This is a genomic window from Paraburkholderia solisilvae (genome assembly GCF_902859875.1).
GTDB lineage: Bacteria > Pseudomonadota > Gammaproteobacteria > Burkholderiales > Burkholderiaceae > Paraburkholderia > Paraburkholderia solisilvae.
Window position 1 is genome coordinate 20,931 of the sequence record NZ_CADIKF010000065.1, and the last position, 16,329, is coordinate 37,259.

General features: G+C 65.1%; 17 protein-coding genes. 9 read left to right on the forward strand and 8 right to left on the reverse strand.

Annotation, left to right across the window (positions count from 1 at the left end; genetic code table 11):
* Window positions 1-94: 94 nt before the first annotated feature.
* Complete coding sequence (locus HV675_RS28220) at window positions 95-775, reverse strand: cysteine dioxygenase family protein (RefSeq protein WP_377700639.1); 681 nt, start codon at window positions 773-775, stop codon at window positions 95-97.
* Between the two features lie 152 nt (window positions 776-927).
* On the opposite strand from HV675_RS28220, the gene HV675_RS28225 reads away from it, so the two are divergent.
* Together HV675_RS28225 and HV675_RS28230 are read left to right on the forward strand one after the other, a co-directional pair.
* Window positions 928-1,404, forward strand: coding sequence for an Lrp/AsnC family transcriptional regulator (locus HV675_RS28225; protein WP_175114756.1), 477 nt, complete (start codon window positions 928-930; stop codon window positions 1,402-1,404).
* A 117-nt stretch (window positions 1,405-1,521) separates the two neighbouring features.
* Window positions 1,522-1,725: a hypothetical protein gene (locus tag HV675_RS28230; RefSeq protein ID WP_175114757.1), complete on the forward strand. Its 204-nt coding sequence runs from the start codon at window positions 1,522-1,524 to the stop codon at window positions 1,723-1,725.
* Between the two features lie 29 nt (window positions 1,726-1,754).
* On the opposite strand, the gene HV675_RS28235 is transcribed toward HV675_RS28230, so the two are convergent.
* Window positions 1,755-4,520, reverse strand: coding sequence for an FUSC family protein (locus HV675_RS28235; RefSeq protein ID WP_175114758.1), 2,766 nt, complete (start codon window positions 4,518-4,520; stop codon window positions 1,755-1,757).
* A 159-nt stretch (window positions 4,521-4,679) separates the two neighbouring features.
* On the opposite strand from HV675_RS28235, the gene arfB reads away from it, so the two are divergent.
* Window positions 4,680-5,087, forward strand: coding sequence for an alternative ribosome rescue aminoacyl-tRNA hydrolase ArfB (arfB, locus tag HV675_RS28240; protein ID WP_175114759.1), 408 nt, complete (start codon window positions 4,680-4,682; stop codon window positions 5,085-5,087).
* Window positions 5,088-5,234: 147 nt separating this feature from the next.
* Here the strand turns inward: arfB and HV675_RS28245 are convergent, their stop codons facing one another.
* Complete coding sequence (locus tag HV675_RS28245; RefSeq protein WP_175114760.1) at window positions 5,235-6,506, reverse strand: EAL domain-containing protein; 1,272 nt, start codon at window positions 6,504-6,506, stop codon at window positions 5,235-5,237.
* A gap of 320 nt (window positions 6,507-6,826) precedes the next feature.
* Between HV675_RS28245 and HV675_RS28250 the strand changes: the two genes are divergently transcribed.
* A complete protein-coding gene (locus HV675_RS28250) occupies window positions 6,827-7,117 on the forward strand; it encodes a putative quinol monooxygenase (protein ID WP_175114761.1) in 291 nt (96 codons plus the stop codon).
* Window positions 7,118-7,235: 118 nt separating this feature from the next.
* On the opposite strand, the gene HV675_RS28255 is transcribed toward HV675_RS28250, so the two are convergent.
* The 3 genes from HV675_RS28255 to HV675_RS28265 all read right to left on the reverse strand — a co-directional run bounded on the left by HV675_RS28255 (window position 7,236) and on the right by HV675_RS28265 (window position 9,140).
* Window positions 7,236-7,493: a DNA-binding protein gene (locus HV675_RS28255; protein WP_175114762.1), complete on the reverse strand. Its 258-nt coding sequence runs from the start codon at window positions 7,491-7,493 to the stop codon at window positions 7,236-7,238.
* A 273-nt stretch (window positions 7,494-7,766) separates the two neighbouring features.
* Window positions 7,767-8,000, reverse strand: a complete 234-nt coding sequence (locus HV675_RS28260) for a hypothetical protein (RefSeq protein WP_175114763.1) — start codon at window positions 7,998-8,000, stop codon at window positions 7,767-7,769.
* 411 nt (window positions 8,001-8,411) lie between these two features.
* Window positions 8,412-9,140 (reverse strand): YdcF family protein, encoded by a 729-nt coding sequence (locus tag HV675_RS28265; protein WP_246270604.1) that lies wholly within the window; start codon window positions 9,138-9,140, stop codon window positions 8,412-8,414.
* Window positions 9,141-9,276: 136 nt separating this feature from the next.
* Here HV675_RS28265 and HV675_RS32815 point away from each other — a divergent pair, with 136 nt between their 5' ends.
* Both HV675_RS32815 and HV675_RS28270 read left to right on the forward strand, forming a co-directional pair.
* Window positions 9,277-9,399: a hypothetical protein gene (locus HV675_RS32815; RefSeq protein WP_281364159.1), complete on the forward strand. Its 123-nt coding sequence runs from the start codon at window positions 9,277-9,279 to the stop codon at window positions 9,397-9,399.
* 12 nt (window positions 9,400-9,411) lie between these two features.
* Window positions 9,412-9,714, forward strand: coding sequence for a hypothetical protein (locus tag HV675_RS28270; RefSeq protein ID WP_175114764.1), 303 nt, complete (start codon window positions 9,412-9,414; stop codon window positions 9,712-9,714).
* Between the two features lie 611 nt (window positions 9,715-10,325).
* Here HV675_RS28270 and HV675_RS28275 read toward each other — a convergent pair.
* Window positions 10,326-10,601, reverse strand: coding sequence for a hypothetical protein (locus HV675_RS28275; RefSeq protein WP_175114765.1), 276 nt, complete (start codon window positions 10,599-10,601; stop codon window positions 10,326-10,328).
* A gap of 456 nt (window positions 10,602-11,057) precedes the next feature.
* On the reverse strand, window positions 11,058-11,459 hold the full coding sequence (locus HV675_RS28280) for a transposase (RefSeq protein ID WP_175114766.1): 402 nt from the start codon (window positions 11,457-11,459) through the stop codon (window positions 11,058-11,060).
* A gap of 463 nt (window positions 11,460-11,922) precedes the next feature.
* Here HV675_RS28280 and HV675_RS28285 point away from each other — a divergent pair, with 463 nt between their 5' ends.
* The 3 genes from HV675_RS28285 to scpB all read left to right on the forward strand — a co-directional run bounded on the left by HV675_RS28285 (window position 11,923) and on the right by scpB (window position 16,109).
* A complete protein-coding gene (locus tag HV675_RS28285) occupies window positions 11,923-12,825 on the forward strand; it encodes a LysR family transcriptional regulator (RefSeq protein ID WP_175114767.1) in 903 nt (300 codons plus the stop codon).
* Window positions 12,826-13,217: 392 nt separating this feature from the next.
* Window positions 13,218-14,426, forward strand: coding sequence for a pyridoxal phosphate-dependent aminotransferase (locus HV675_RS28290; RefSeq protein ID WP_175114768.1), 1,209 nt, complete (start codon window positions 13,218-13,220; stop codon window positions 14,424-14,426).
* Window positions 14,427-14,828: 402 nt separating this feature from the next.
* On the forward strand, window positions 14,829-16,109 hold the full coding sequence (scpB, locus tag HV675_RS28295; protein ID WP_175114769.1) for an SMC-Scp complex subunit ScpB: 1,281 nt from the start codon (window positions 14,829-14,831) through the stop codon (window positions 16,107-16,109).
* Window positions 16,110-16,329 lie beyond the last annotated feature (220 nt).

Below are 16,329 nucleotides of genomic sequence, written 5' to 3' on the forward strand. Positions count from 1 at the left end.
GGTTGCAGGTGCAACCATCATCGCCAGGCGGTGCCGCGTATGCGCCGCGCGTCGAGGTCACGTCGCGCGTCGCGGTCATGGGCAGCAACAGGGTTCAGACACGCACCGTGGGCGTCAGCGCGCTTTGCGCGGGTTCCGCGCAGCGCACGACATCGTTCACGTGGGTGGCGAACTGCGTGTCCGCGACGCCATACACATGCAGTGAAATTGCCGGCGCTTCGCTCGCATTGCCGAGCCGATGAATGCCGCCGCGGCCTGCGCGTGCGTACGACACCGCGCCCGCGTCGCGCGCTTGCGTGCGCAACGGCACCGCGTAATCTTCCGCTGCGTTCCATTCGTAGATGGCTTCGCTTAGCGCGCCTTCGAGCACGACATAGCCGCACCACGTGTGATGCGCATGCACGGGGCTCATTTGCCCCGGCAGCCAGACGAGCGCCGCGATCGCGTAGCGGCCGAGCGGATCGGCCGCGAGCAGGTGTCGCTGATACTTCTCAACGGTGCTTTCGCGGTGCGCGGCGGTGAGCCATGCGGTATCGGCGGCGGCTTCGACGAGCGCTGCGCGCACCGCGCGCGCGAAGCGCGCTTCATGCGATGGATCGGCCGCTTCGCGACACGCGTCGAACGCGGCGTCGAGCGTGCCACGCAGACGCTCGAGCGCGTGAGCGGGACGCTGCGCCGCCTGAACAGGCGGCGCCATGCGCGTCGTGGCGGCGGTATGTCGCGTCGCATGTTTGCCGTGACGATCGACGGTGGGCGCGGAAGTGGAATGGCTCATCGGAGGCTCCGGTATTGGCTTCGTTCTGATGCGATTGGGCTGTCACATTTATACCGGTTTGCGCGGAGAAAGAGTTTCCATATAATTTCCCGAGAACGCCAAGAGATAGAATATTTTTCTATCTGTAAGCGGAAATTAAATGGACATCATCCATGGATATCATCGATAGGAAGTTGCTGGAATTGCTTCAGCAGGACGCCACCATGCCGATCGCCGAGCTCGCGCAGCGGGTGAACCTGTCGCAGACGCCGTGCTGGAAGCGGGTGCAGCGTCTCAAGGAAGCCGGCGTGATCCGCGCGCAAGTCGCGCTGTGCGACCCGCGCAAGCTGGGCGTCGGCACGACCGTGTTCGTTGCGGTGCGCACGAACCAGCACACCGAGGCGTGGGCGCAGGCATTCACGCGCGCGGTGCAGGACATTCCGGAGGTGGTCGAGGTATATCGGATGAGCGGCGAGACCGACTACCTGTTGCGCGTGGTCGTGTCCGATATCGACGACTACGACCGCGTGTACAAGCAGCTGATTCGCTCCGTGCCGCTTTACGACGTGAGCTCGAGTTTTGCGATGGAACAGATCAAGTATTCGACGGCGCTGCCGGTGCGGCCGGGGGCGGTGACCGGCATTCACTGACCGACCTGTGCCGAACACCGGTGAAGGCCGATCGGCGGCGCACGGCTGCAAGCCGCTCGCAAGGCTTGGCGGCGTAGAATGCCGCCTTTGTCGATTAACCGCAGGCAGAGCCTTCAGATGAACGAACCGCGCAAGAAGAACCCGACCTTCAGTGTTGCCGTGCTGATCGTGGTCGTGGTGTTACTGGTGATCGCGACCGTGCTGTACAACGCGATTACCGAGAAGCGCGAGTTCGATCGCGAGAATGCGCCGGACCCGGCGACGGCCGCGTCCGCCCCGGCCGCGAGCGGTTCCGGCGCGTCGGGCAGTGCGGCACAGTGACGCGGCGGTTCGCCTCCATCCCGCCTTTATCAATTCTCCGGCAGCCGGATCACGCTCGCATCTTTGCGGATCTGAAACGACGCGCTCAGCATCTGCTTGCACTGGTGCGCGAGCAGCTTCAGTTCGTTGACCGCTTCCGGCTTGCCGGCACTCTCCGGCGCTTTCTCCGCGTCGATCACCATCGAGTCGAGCTCGCGATTCAACTGCCTGACGATGTCCGCCTGATCGGCAGGCGGCGCGCTGCCTGCCTCGGCCTGTTCGAGGTTTTCGCGGACCACGCTGAGTCCTCGCTGCAGCGCCTGGTGCGACTTGCGGTCCGTCTGGCTCGCGGTGCGCAGCAGCGGCGCCGCAGCGGTGATCTCCGAGGCGAGCACGTGGCTGCGTATCAGCAGGTCGTTCAGTTCGGGCACGAACTTCTGCGCTGACTTCGGCTCGAGCATCATGCGCTGGAACGCCTGCCCGAGATTGGCAAACGCAACGTGCACGTTCTTGCGCGCCAACCGGTAGCGATAGTCGCGATCGAGCGCGCCGGCCGCTGCGGCGGTGCTGGCCGCGGTCGCGCCGCTGCGCGGGTTCGTGGCGGGCCCGGTCGGTTGATCGGCGGGAATCGCCGTCGCGGTGGCGGCCGCGAGCGTCGCGATCAGTTCGTCTTTTGCGTCGGCGCGCGCGGTGTCCAGTTCGGCGCTCCGGTTGCTGACCGGCTCTTCGCCGGCTTTGCCGGCCGGAGTGGTGGATGCGCTGGCAGGTTCGCTGGCAGGTGCGCTGGCAGGTGCGTTGGCCGGCGCGTTGGCAGAGGCGTTGCCGGAGGTGTCGCCCGACGCATTGCCAGGTGGGTTGCCCACTGTGTTGCCAACGGCGTTGGCAATCGTGTTGCCATCGGTGTTGCCAGACCCACCGCCGGACGCGGTGCGAGACACGCCGCCGTGCGCGTCGCCGGATGCGCTGCCGCGCATGCTGCCGCCCACGGCGTCCGCGCGGCCGGCCACGACCTCGGTCGCGGTCCCGGCGGGCATCATCGCGGCGCGCGGCGCACGCGCGGCGACCTCGGTGACTACGGCGGGCGCGACCGCGAACGCCGGCTTGCCGCCCCACCACCAGCTCGCTTCGAGATACTGGCGCGTCGCCGCAATCATGCTGTTGACGAGCTTGCCCATCAGCCGATATTCCCAGTACGGGAACAGATGGCTTGCCGCAATCGCGATCGCGCAACCCACAGCGGTGTCGATCGCGCGCTCGCCGATAATCCGCATGCTGCCCGGCGCAAGCAGATGAAACATCAGCAGCACATACGATGACGTGAAGACGACGCTTGCCGCATAGTTGAACAGCAGCAGGCTATAGCTCATCACCATCGACGCGAACATCACGACGAGCAGAATATGCGGCTCCTTGACGAACATCATCAGCGCGATGCTCGCCGCGCAGCCGATCGCCGTGCCGACGATACGCTGGCCGTTGCGCTGTTTGGTCAGCGAGTAGCCGGGCTTCAGGATGATGATCACCGTCATCACGATCCAGTACGCGTTGGTCAGCGGCAACAGCCGTCCGAGCCAGAAGCCGACCGCGACGCCGATCGTCACGCGCAGCGCGTGCCGAAAACTCGGCGACGACATCGTCAGATTCGAGAAAATCTGCCGAAACGGCACGCGCCGGCTTGAGACGAAGCGCGCGAGAGCCTGGTCGATTCTAAGTTCGGTTTCGGTCGACGAGGTTTCGTCAGCGAGGCTGCGCCGCATCCTGTCGATCAGGCGCGTCGCGCTCCATAAGCGTCTGAACGATGACGACATGGCCGAGTATGCTTCGGGGCGCTTGGCGGGCACGCCGTGTTTGCGCAACTGATCGAGTTCGTATTCGATCGCGCGCAGTTCCGCCTTGACGTTGATGCGTCCGCGCGGCGGCCGGTCCTGCAATACCGCGAGGCCGATATCTTCGAGGTCGGCCGCCGCCTTGCGGATCAGGTCGCGGTAGAAGACCAGCACGTCGGAGCCGCCGAAAGTGGTGCGCACGAGCGGATAGTCGGTATGCACGCCGACGAACAGTTCGTGCAGGTCGACCGTATTGATGAACAGGTTGAAGAGCGTCACGCGGGCCTGCTCGAGGCGGCCGCTTTTGAGCTTCGGCAGGTTGCGCAGCACGATGTCGCGCGCCGCGTCCTGCCGCTCGACCGCCGCGATCTGTTTCGCGACGAGATTGCGATAGCACTCGTCGAGGTTGTTATCGAGATCGTAGAAGTCCGCACGCGCGAGCAGGTAGTCCGCACAGGCGAACACGCTTTCGGCGAGCGCCTGCTGCTCGATCCGATGCACCATCCAGCGGCTCACGAAGGTCGACCAGTAGGTGTACCACAGGCCGCCCAGCAGAATCCATGACGCGTTGATGAGTGCCTCGAGCGGCGTGAAGTGCTCTTCGAGCGTGAGCGTCATCATGAACAGCGTGGCGAAGCTGATTTGCGGCCAGCGGTTGCCGTACACGACGATCAGCGACAGCACGAAGGTGAGCGGCACGACCGTACACCACAGCGAGAATACGTTGAATGTCGCAAGGCCGGTGGCGAGCGCCGACAGAAAGCCGATCACGCTGCACGCGAGCATCTCGTTGTGCTTGTACTTGAGCGGACCCGGCATGTCGACCGCGCATGCGCCGAGCGCGCCGGTCGCAATCGTGAAACCGAGCTCGCGATTGTGAAATACGATCAGGCACAGCACGGCCGGCAGCGACACGCCGACCGCAATACGTAAGCCGCCATAAAAATACTGGCTGTACAAAAATTTCTTGATCTCGACCGAATAGCGCATCGAATTGACCGGACTCTCGTGCGTGCTGGATATTGGGATGAAGCATGGCAAAAACTGCAGGCGAGTCTAACTGATTTTTTCCGCGCTCTGACCTCGTCCGTTCGGCCAGTTCAGCATGTCACGTGCCGCGCGGCCGATCATCCAGGTACACTGGCGTCTATGACCTATCGCTACGACATTGCCCCGAACGAGATCGAGTTGACCGCGGTGCGCGCGCAGGGTGCGGGCGGCCAGAACGTCAACAAGGTGTCGAGCGCGATCCACCTGCGTTTCGACGTGCGTGCGTCGTCCTTGCCGGAGGTGCTGAAGATGCGCCTGCTTGCATTGAACGACAGCCGGATCACGCGCGACGGTGTGGTGATCATCAAGGCACAGGAATACCGCACTCAGGAGATGAATCGCGCAGCGGCGCTCGCGCGGCTCGAAGAACTGATTGCAAGCGTCAGCGTGAACCGCAAGGCGCGCGTTGCGACGCGGCCGACTCGCGCATCGCAGATGCGCCGCCTCGATGGCAAGTCGCATCGCGGCGACGTCAAATCGGGCAGGCGCAGAGTCGGCGATGAATGAGTGACGCGAGGCGAGCCAGCCGTGAGTGGTGATCAATGAGCGGTGAGTGCGAGTCGTTGCCCGTACCCACGCCGGCGCGGGTGAGCAATGCCGCGCCTGCGGATCGCGGAACAAACGTAAGTGTGCGCCCGCTGGGGCCGCGCAAAGTTACGTCTGCGCCACGCGCTTGCGCGGCAGGAAGTCGACGCAGAACACGTTGAACTGGCCATCGCGTTGCAATGCGACCGCCGCGGTGTAACAGTCTTCGCCGTCGGTGAGCGAACAGTGCGGACCCATCATCGCGACGCGTCCGGGCGCGGCCAGCGCGTGCTTGAAATACGCGCGTCGCGACCAGTTGTTGCGCGTGTCGGGAAAGAGCGGGGCGAGTCGCGGCGACGGCGGCGGTATATCGTGCGCGGTGATCGAAGGCTGCGTCTGCTCGCCGTGCTCGTTGAGCACGAACACGCGGCGTGCATCGGCGATCCTGAACACCGGTTGCGCGGCCTCGCCGAGGTTGCCCGACGCGGCGAAGATCTGCGCGCCGGCCAGCACGGCCTCGGTGAAGCCTTCGAATTCGGGACGCTGGTAGCGCGTGTGCGTGCGTTCGTAATCGCTGAAGTGCTGCCACATCTGTTCGATCAGTTCGGGCACACGCGCGCACGCGGTCCTGATCGACGGCTTCGGTTGTCCGAACCAGAAGCCCTGGACGAAATCGACATCGGCTTGCATCAACGTCATCAGTTCGTCTTCGGTTTCGACGCCTTCGGCGAGCACCATCGTGCCGGACTGATGCAGCATCGTGATCAGATGGTTGATCAGCGCATTGTCGCTGTCGCGCCGTCCCGCGCGCGCAACCAGCGACCGGTCGAGCTTCACGATGTCGGGCCGGAAGCGCCACACGCGGTCGAAGTTCGAGAAGCCGGTGCCGAAGTCGTCGATGGCAAGCAGAAAGTCGCGCGGCTGCGACGCGGCAAGCATGCTCGCGACCGCCGATTCGTCATCGGCAGGCTGTTCGAGCACTTCGATCACGACGCGCTCCTGCGGCAGTCCGAAATGCTGGGTCAGTTCGTCGATGAACGGGCGCTGCGGCCAGCCGGTTTCGAATACCTGCGGCCGTGTGTTCAGAAAGAGCCAGCCGGTGTCGATGCGCTGTTCCATGAAGTTCGCGACATGCAGACAGCGCGCAAGCCGGTCGAGCGCACGCGCGTCCGCGGTGGAACGCGTGCCGGAAAAGAGCGCGGCCGGAGAAATCGGATGGCCGACCGGATCGAACGCGCGCAGTAATGCTTCGTAGCCGACCACGCGCTGGTGCGTGATCGATATGACCGGCTGGAATACGCTGCGCAGCGTGATCGTGCGCCATGGCGCAGCCCAGCCGGCCTCTTCCAGCACCATGTGCTGCAAGAGGCCAGTGAGCGTCGTATCGTCGACGTTTGGCATGGCGTTCAGGTTGTCCTATGCAGCGTGCGGCGCGTGGTGGGACCGAGAAGCCGGGAAACCGTGTGGCGGTGGCGTAAGCCTCGGCGCGGCGGATGCGCCGCGTTGATATCGCGCGGGCGGCGCCTGCAACATCGACCCCCGGCGAGCTTGCCCAAAGCAGTCTAGCAGGTCGAAAGCTACGCGAATGTTCGGGTTATCACAGACTCGGGAAAGAAGTCACGACCAGCCGCACGACGCTCGCGGGGCGTCCATGAACGCGGCCGGCGCGATGGCGGCTTCGCCTGTATCCTCTCCGATTTTGCACAACAAGGAGGCACGCAATGAGTGAAATCGCAGTAGTGGCCATCTCCATCGCCAAGCCCGGGTATGAAGAGCAGTTGCGCGCGGCGCTCGAAGGCATCGTTGCGCCGTCGCGCGCGGACCGGGGCGCGTTGCAGTACGACTTGCATCGCGACCTGCGCGAGCCGCGCCGCTTCGTTTTCTATGAACGCTGGGAAAGCGAGGACGCGCTGGCCGGGCATGCGCAGTCAGCGCATATCGCGGCTTATCGGCAGGCGGTCGCCGACTGGATCGAGCATTCGGAAATCCGGGTGCTCAGGAAGATTGCGTGAGCGATGCGCGTCGCGTCTCGGTGCCGCTGAGAGAAGCAGGGCGGCCTGAGCAGGCGCTTGGGGCGGAACAGGAGGCGGGCCCGCCGAAGCCTGGCTCGCGCGGTCGTGCCGGGTGCGATCAGTGTGTCTCGTGCGGCACGTCGAGGATCAGGATGATGGTCCAGTCCGCATCGCCGTCGTGATGATACTGTCGCTCTGCGACGATGAACGGCTGTTGCTTGCCGGCCGGTCCGAGAAACAGCACGTCGCCTTCCATCGGCAGGCATTCGACCGGCGGCAGCGCGAGGAACGCATCCTGACTGCCGCGCGGCATCAGTTTCTCGATCTTGCGGGACGCTGCTTCGGTCCATTCGATGTCCAGCTGGATGTTGCTCATGCTTTCCTCCGCACCGGGGTGCGCACGGTTGTTCGCGTGGGGTTGAATCGGGTCAGGTGCGCGACTTTAGCACATCGCCTCGACCGCGCTTGCGCGCAAAGCGTGTCTGTACAACCGTCGCGCGGGAGAGGCAATCGGCGCAGCGAACCTCATGAAAAAGGCCGGAACCGCTTGCGCGGCTCCGGCCTTTATTGATGGCTTCGCATCGGCTCTGCTGCGCGCACCGCCGCGCCTGAACTCAAGCGCGAGCGTGTGGCGCGAAGACCATCGATCTTATTGAGCGGACTCCGCCTTCGACTTCTTGTGGTGCATCATCCCTTTTTGATGCCGCGGCGCCGGTGCGCTTTCCATGGCCTGTTGACGGGCCTGCAAATCTTGCGCGCGCTGCTCGATGTCGGCGGCCTTGGCGGGGTCGGTGCTCATCGTGATGCCGTTATCCTGCTGCGCGTAAGCTGCACCCGTCAATGCCGAAAGGGAAACCAGGACTGCAAGGGACACTTTCTTCATCGCTACCTCCGGAGAGTGGTTATGGACCCAAGTATGGCCTGTCCAAGTGGAAAGACAATGCATTCTATCCAGCAATGTCCAGTCCAGCGGGCATCTGGTAACAGATTTCACAGACAGTTACATTTCGTTACGTCCGCATCGCATAGCGGCGAAGGCCCGCCCCATACGCCTTGCGGGCGCGCACGATCCGTGCCGAAGGCGCTCCGCTTACGGGTGGAAAGGTAAAAATGGACGTTCTTTACCTGAGCGGCGTTGCGCAACGGAGTTCACGCGCCGCCGCGCCGACAGCGTTGTGCGCGATCGGGTGGCAAGGGGCTGTTCGTTATCCTGCCAATGATGTTCGGATCGCTAATCAATTGACATGAGAGAGTCGCATCATCGTATGCGCAATCGGGGCCAGCGCCGCGCGCGTCAGAACCAGCCGAGCGCGCTGTACACGTGAAATTGCGCGAGGCCGATCAGTTCGTGCAATGCGAGCTCCGCCGAGAAGAGATTACGATAGCGGGGGAGCAACCCGCGTTGCGCGTGCCGTGTGGCCGATACGGCCGCATGCGGCATCATGCCGAAGCGGTGGAAATCGAGTAACGAGCGCGGCATGTGGTATGCCGGAGTGACGAGGATCAAAGAACCGTAATATCCGTGCGGCAAAATAGCGGCGACGTTGCGTGCATTCTCATAGGTGTTGAGGCTGCGGTTCTCGAGAATGATGTCCGCGCGAGGCACCTGATCGCGCAGCAGCCACGGCAGATAGTTGTCGGCTTCGGTCGCCGCGTGATGCTGCGGATTGCCGCCGCTTATTATCACGTCGCAGACGGTCGCGACACGTTTGCATTGCGCGTGCAATGCGGCGGCTTTCGCAATACTGTCGCGCGCATCGCCTTTCGGAACGAGCGTGCCGTCGGATGTGTAAGCCGTGCCGCCGCCCAGCAGAATGATTGCGGTGCGCGCGGCAAATGCATCCGGCGGTACATCTGCGGAGGCGACGGCGGGCGGCTGTGCGATCGCGAGCAGCGGCGCGGTGAGCCAGCCCGTCGCGAGCAGCCAGAAGAGGGCTGCGGCCGCAACCGCAATGAGCACGCGCGCACGTCTTATCAGCAGAAAGGCAGCAAAAAAAAGCAACAGTAAAATGAATAGAATCAATTTGATTGGGGTAACGTATCGTTTCGGAACATGCGTTTCCGACTATTTGCGCGTTCGGTATCGTAGCGGGATCGCCGCTGCATCGCCGCATTTTTTTACGCGCAGGAACGTTATCATCCGGTCAACGGGGGCCGGAATGAAAACAGACCGCGGCCAGCACAATGGGCCGCAGGCGCGCGGCACGGCCGGTTATTCGTCGGCGTCGCTGTATGCCGTCCGGCAGGCCACTGTCGCGCAACACGTGATGGCTGCACTTTAAGAAAGAAGTGAGATGACCACTTACTCCAATGAAGCGGTACTCGAAGCATTGCGGCGGGCGCAATATCGCCAGGTGCCGTGGGCCAAACGCCCCGGCGTTTTCGAATATCTGCGCTCGCTGGGCATGATGGATACGGTGCGGCAGCGCACCGTCGCGCCGGCGCCGGGCTTTCACGCGCCCGTCGACATCGCGGTGCTGACCGAGCGCGGCCGCGCCGAATTTGCGCGACTGGCGCGCGACGAACAGGGACGCGACTGGGATGTGCGGCGCACGACCAGCTACGTCGCGAGCGAGCCGCGCGCGACGGCGCTGTAGTTGACGCCGCAGTTGGCGCTGCACAGTTGGCGCCGTGGTCGGCAGTTATAGTCGGCGAGCGGGTCAGCACTTGTAGTCAGCCGGTGAGCGCGCGTCGCGTGGTTCGCTGCGGTCGCCGGCCGGCGCATCCAGCTGTTTCAGTCCGGTTTTCCGTAAGCTCGGGAGCTGACCTTCAGAAGACGGAATAGCGCGAACCGACCGGTTCGCAGCCGCATGTCACGCGAGCGGTGATGTGCGACGACGGCGCGCCCCGTCCTGCGCCGCGAGACAATGCGCGCGCTCCATCCGACGTGCGCCGTTCATCTTCGATCGCGACCGTGTTCCGCCGGCAACCTGCCCGTGGCAAAAAAAAGCCCGTATCGCAGGGATACGGGCATACCGGATACTTCTGCCACGCTGTGCTTATGGCAAAGGATGAGACTGGCCGACTCGCGGCGGGTTCCCGAATTCGTCGATTACGTCGTTTACGCCGATTACGCGCCGAAGACGTGGTTCGCACGTCGGCGTCACTGATCGATCAGGCGATTATTCACCGCGAACCCGTCGCACATCAGCGACCGGCTGACGCGTGTCGTCGCGGATGGCTGACGTGCGTGATCGCCGCGAGGCGGTCACGGATGAGTGGGCGGCGGCCGGCGGCGCGGCGTATCGCCGCGCGGCGGCTCAGGCCGCGGCGCGCGCACGTTGCTTGCGATGTCGCCACGCAGGTCGCCCCGCGGCGCCGGCGGCGTGAAATCGTGATTACGCGTTTCAGCCTGTTGCCACGCCTCTAGCGTGGCCGGCTGGTCCGGCTTCCAGTTCCAGCCTTGCGGCCGTTGTTGGGCCGCAGCGGGTGCGGCAAGCGTTGAGACGACAATGCCGCACAAAAACAGGGACATTGGTCGCATGGAGGGCTCCCGTCAGGACGGTAGGTTCCGACTGGTTTGCATGCTCCAACGGTATGCCTGCTGAAGAAAGCGTGCTGTAAATAATGGTAAATGGTTGTTTCATCGCCGCGTGGCGAGCGGCGACATCGAAACGGCTGGGCGTAGGGACGGGGCCGGGCGCCGGACATGCCCGCGGACACGAAGGACGTGACGTCCATGTCGCGCCGGATTGCGCGGAAGAGTGCGGCACAGCGCGCGACGCGCACTGGGAGCGGGAGCGACGCCCAATGAGCTCCGGCCGCCCCGGCCGCCGCCTGATGCTGCGCGCGCCGTGCCGGCGCCGCTGCGGCGATCGCGCCGGATGTCGCGGCAGCGTAAATGACGCTTCGATGGGGGGCGGTTATGCGTCGGGCGCCCGTAGGCGCCCGACGGCAAGCAAGCAGCGGACAAACGCGGAAGCGGGTGACGCGGCGGCGCTCAGGCCATCTTCACCGGTGCGCGCCACGATTCCGGATTGGTCCAGAACGCGCCGCGCAGGCGATCGCGACTCGGCGGTGCGGGCGGCTTCGCCGCCGTCGCGCCGATGCGTCCGCGCAACGAAATCTGGCGGCCGCTGGTGCCCAGTCGCTTGACTATTTCAGCGAGCGTGCCGTCCGACTGCCACTCGTCGAAACGGCGACGGCAGGTCGGCGGCGAAGGATATCGCCCGGGCAGCTTGGACCAGCCTTCGCCCGTCGACAGAACCCACAGCACCGCGTTGACTACGGCGCGTGCTTCCACACGCGGCCGTCCGCGACGTTCGCTCCGTGCCGGCTCCGCACAGAACAACGCCTCGACCAGAGCCCACTCGTTGTCTTTCAAATCGTCGAACAGCATCATGTTTCACCTCAGCGAAGCTAACTCCGGTGCGCTGCCCCGCGCCGCGCACTCTCGATGCACCGGTTCCCGCGCGTCAAGCCGTTTGAGTCGTGTACGGATGGCGCGTTGGGGCCGGGTGCCAGGCGGGTCGGGGCTTGCCACGGTGGATGGGAGACCGAACCGTATTCGGCGCCGACCTTGCGCGAATCTCAACGCATGAAGTGTGCCAATCGGTCGCCCAATCGGCTCGAAGTCCCGTGGCATCAAGCCAATACGGGTGCTAGCCAGGCCCGTATGAGAATCCAAAAAACCCGACCCGCAAATCGGGACAATCACCAATCTTGTGCAGCGAGGCTCGTCGCCCGTGCGTTTGCGCTATATTGCTGCGCCGCAACGAAATGGGGCCAACACACGCCGGCGGCGAAACGTGCGCGCATTCCCGCATACAATTCGCATCAAACAACAGCATTGATGAGGGGCCCAAATGAATGTGACGCTGCGGCAATTGCGCGTCTTCATCGAGGTCGCGCGGCTGCAAAACTTCAGCCGCGCGGGCGATGAAATCGGCCTGACGCAGTCCGCGGTGAGCCGCTGCGTGCGTGAGCTCGAAGCGGAACTCGGCCTCAAGCTGATCGACCGGACCACGCGCGACGTGCAGTTGACTGAGGCGGGCGGCAACCTCGTCGCGAGCGTGTCGCGCCTGCTGACCGACCTCGACGACGCGCTGCGCGAGATCCGTGAAATCGGCGAGCAGCGGCGCGGCCGGGTGGTCGTGGCCGCGAGCCCGACGATCGCCTGCCGTCTGATGCCGCAGGTGATTGCCGCCTGCGGGCGGCAGTTTCCGTATATCGCGCTCGGCTTGCGCGACGATGTGCAAAGCGACGTGGTGCGCAAGGTGAAATCGGGAGAAGTGGACTTCGGCGTGGTCGTCGGGCCGATTGCCGCCGACGATCTGTTGACCGAGACCTTGATGACCGATTCGTTCTGTCTCGTGTCGCGCGCCGACCACCCGCTCGCGAAGGGGCAGCAGGTCGAGTGGCAATCGCTCGACGGGCAGCGGCTGGTGCTGCTCGACTATGCGTCGGGCAGCCGGCCGATCATCGACGCGGCGCTGGACGAGCACGGCGTGCACGCGACGGTCGTGCAGGAGCTCGGCCATCCTGCCACCGTGTACGGACTCGTTGAGGCGGGTATCGGCGTGAGCGTGCTGCCATGGCTCGCGTTGCCGCTGCCGGCTGACGCGACGCTGGTCGCACGGCCGCTGACGCCGCGTGCGCAACGCACGGTCGAGCTCGTGCGGCGCCGCGACCGTTCGTTGTCGCCGGCGGCCGAGGCCGTGTGGGGGTTGATCAGGCAGGTTCCGGCGCGTACCGAAGATTTGCATTGAGCGTGTGGCGAGACGCTCGACGCTTGTGCGCGTTGGGTCGGGTTGCGTTGCGTTGCGTTGGGTCGCGTCGCTTCGCGTTCGGTTCGGTTCGGTTCGGTCGTGTCGCGTCGGTTCGGTTCGCGTCGGGTTGGGTTGGGTTGGGTTGGGTTGGGTTGGGTCGGCGGCGGCGGGTCGGCGCAGTTCCGTTCGGATCGCAGCAACGCGTCGCGTCAGGTTGCGTCGCGCGCCGCGCTGCCCGGCGTCAGGTCGGCCCGGCTCCTCGCGTTAGGTCACGGCGGCAGAGCCCTCACCGCGCGGCGTGTACAAATGCCCCTGCGCCACGCCAATCGCCCGCATCCGCATTGCCACACGATAAACTGACAACTTCCCGACGACTTTGCCCGGATGTCCCGATGAGCGAAACGGACGTGCACCAAGCCCTGCTTCCCCACGCGCGCGACGCGGTACGCGCGCTGCGCCCGTCGCAAATCCGCGAGGTGGCGAACGCGGGCCTCAGCCTGCCCGACGTGCTGCCGTTCTGGTTCGGCGAGTCCGACCGCGTGACGCCGTCGTTTATCCGCGACGCCGCGAGCGAAGCGCTGGCCGCCGGCGCGACGTTCTATTCGCATAACCTCGGCATCGCGCCGCTGCGCGCGGCCTTGGCCGGCTATGTGAGCGCGCTGCACGGCGCGACGGCGGTCGACCACGTCGCGGTGACGAGCGCCGGCGTCAATGCGTTGATGCTCGCCGCGCAACTGGTGGTCGGCGCGGGCGAGCGCGTGGTCGAGGTGACGCCGCTCTGGCCGAATCTCGTCGAAATTCCGAAAATTCTCGGCGCGCAGGTCGAAACCGTGGCGCTCGACTACGGCCCGCGCGGCTGGGCGCTCGATCTCGACAGGCTGCTCGCCGCATTGACGCCGGCCACGAAGGTGCTGATGCTGAACTCGCCGAACAACCCGACCGGCTGGGTGATGACGCGCGACCAGCAGCGCGCGGTGCTCGATCATTGCCGGCGCCATGGCATCTGGATCATCGCCGACGAGGTCTATGAGCGGCTCTACTACGACGACGGGGAAGGAAGCGCTGTGGCGCCGTCATTCCTCGATCTTGCCGCGCGCGATGAACGTGTCATCTGCGTGAATTCGTTTTCGAAGGCGTGGCTGATGACCGGCTGGCGGCTCGGCTGGATCGTCGCTCCCGCCTCGCTGATGGACGACCTCGGCAAGCTGGTCGAATACAACACGTCGTGTGCGCCGGCGTTCGTGCAGCAGGCCGGCGTGGCCGCGGTCCAGCATGGCGAGGCGTTCACGCGGCAGCTGGTCGGCGAGCTGAAGGCGTCGCGCGATCATCTGGTGCACGCGCTGTCGGCGCTGCCGGGCGTCGCCGTGAAGGCGCCGCCGGGGGCGATGTATCTATTCTTTGCACTTCCCGGCGCGGCGGCGGGCAGCCTCGAACTGTGCAAGACGCTGGTGCGCGACGCGCGCATCGGCCTTGCGCCGGGCAGCGCGTTCGGCCCGGAGGGGGAAGGCTTCGTGCGCTGGTGTTACGCCTGCGACACGGCGCGGCTCGATGAGGGTGTCGCGCGACTGCGACGCTTTCTCGACGGCCGGCCGGTGGGCTGAACGGGGGCGCACGGCGGTGTCTGTGATGCGAGGCGGCGCGCGCCGCGCGGTTCGGCGCTGAACCGCTGCCCGCCCGGGTATCGCTTGGCGCGATCGGCCGAACACCTGTACAAACTGCCCGCGCCCGTGCCCAGACGGCCGCCCTCGGCCCGCGTTGACCCGTGTTGGCTTTACGCACTGGATCTTTTTGCGTAATATGCAGCCAGTCACGCGGTTCCTTTCCGGAATATCGCTGCTCCGTCGTCCGGCTGGGTTTGGCCTGAATGCCTGTTTGCCTCCCCCCGGTGCGTGCTCCCATCAATATGACCGATCAAAATCGGGCGAGCGCGTCTTCTGTTCCATATCGTCTGCTTGTCGTCTGTTTGATCCGGTTCTTTTGACCACAGGGTCTGACCTAGCTGCATGAATACCCAAGAGGCGAAGATCGTCCTCGAGACTGCATTGATCTGCGCGCAGGAGCCATTAAAGCTCGGTGAGTTGCGTAAGCTCTTTGCCGATAACGTGTCGGCAGATACGATTCGCACGCTGCTTGAAGACCTGAAGCAGGCGTGGTCGGGGCGCGGCGTCGAGCTGGTCGCGCTGGCCACCGGCTGGCGCTTTCAGAGCACGCCGGCGATGCGCACGTATCTCGATCGTCTGCATCCGGAAAAACCGCCGAAGTATTCGCGCGCGGTGCTCGAGACGTTGGCGATCATCGCTTACCGGCAGCCGGTCACGCGCGGCGATATCGAAGAGATTCGCGGCGTCACGGTGAATACGCAGGTCGTCAAGCAGCTCGAAGACCGCGGCTGGATCGAGGTGATCGGTCATCGCGATGTGCCGGGGCGCCCGGCCTTGTACGCGACCACGCGTCAGTTTCTCGACGACCTCGGGCTGAAAGCGCTCGACGAACTGCCGCCGCTCGACGACCCGTCCGCGCAGGCCAACATCGATCTGCTTGCACAGCATTCGATCGAGTTCGCGGATGGCGATGCGGCGGATGCGTCAGCGCCGGCCGACGAGACGTCCGCGCGCGATGGCGTGGTCGATGCGACGGGCGAGGCGGCATTGCCGCAAGCGCTGCCGGATGATGTCGCGGGCGACGCCGCGGCGACACCGGGGCATGCCGGGCAGTCCGCACCGAATGACGGGGTTTCCGACGAGCCGGCGTCGGGCGGAACGGCATCAAACGAAACAGCATCGAACGAAGCAGCTGAACCGGACGCGGCAGGCGCGGCGCTTGCAGCGGAGCACACGACGGACGCGACAGACGCGGTGCGTCCCGATGCGCAAGCTGTCGCGCATACCGGCGCGAACCATGGCGAGTCCGTCGCTGCCCACAGCGTCGCGCAGTCAGCGCCCATGGCGGATCCAGCCGAGGGCGAGGTGACCGATTCATCGGCGCGCACAGCGCAAGCAGACACGCGCGAAGCGGGCCACGTGCAAGATGACGATGACCTTGGCGGCGCCGCGCCGCACCCCGCTGCCGATGAAGCCCAGAACGACGAGCCGGGTGCCGCCCCGGCCATGAACGAACGTAGCGCACCTCACAGCGAATTCCATAGCGAACCGCGCAGTGAAGCCGAGCACGCAATCGAGCCGCATTCGACCCATGCGGCGCACGACGGTCCGCAAGACCGCCCGGACGCCGCGCAGGACGCCGGCGTGGTGACGGACGACGAGTCCGAATCACGCAGCGCCTGACGTAAGAACCTATGCCGCGCCCGCAATGGGCGCGCGACCTGACATTTTGAGGTTGTTTTGACAGACATCCACGATACCGATTCGTCCGAATCCGAGCGCGCGGTTCGCACTGCGCCCGTTGCTGACGATACGCGCGCCGCGTCCGCGCCGGCCGGCGCGACGGAACGCACCGGCAACGCGGGCGAGGGCGCCGGCACGGAGGGCGACGAACGCCCGCGCC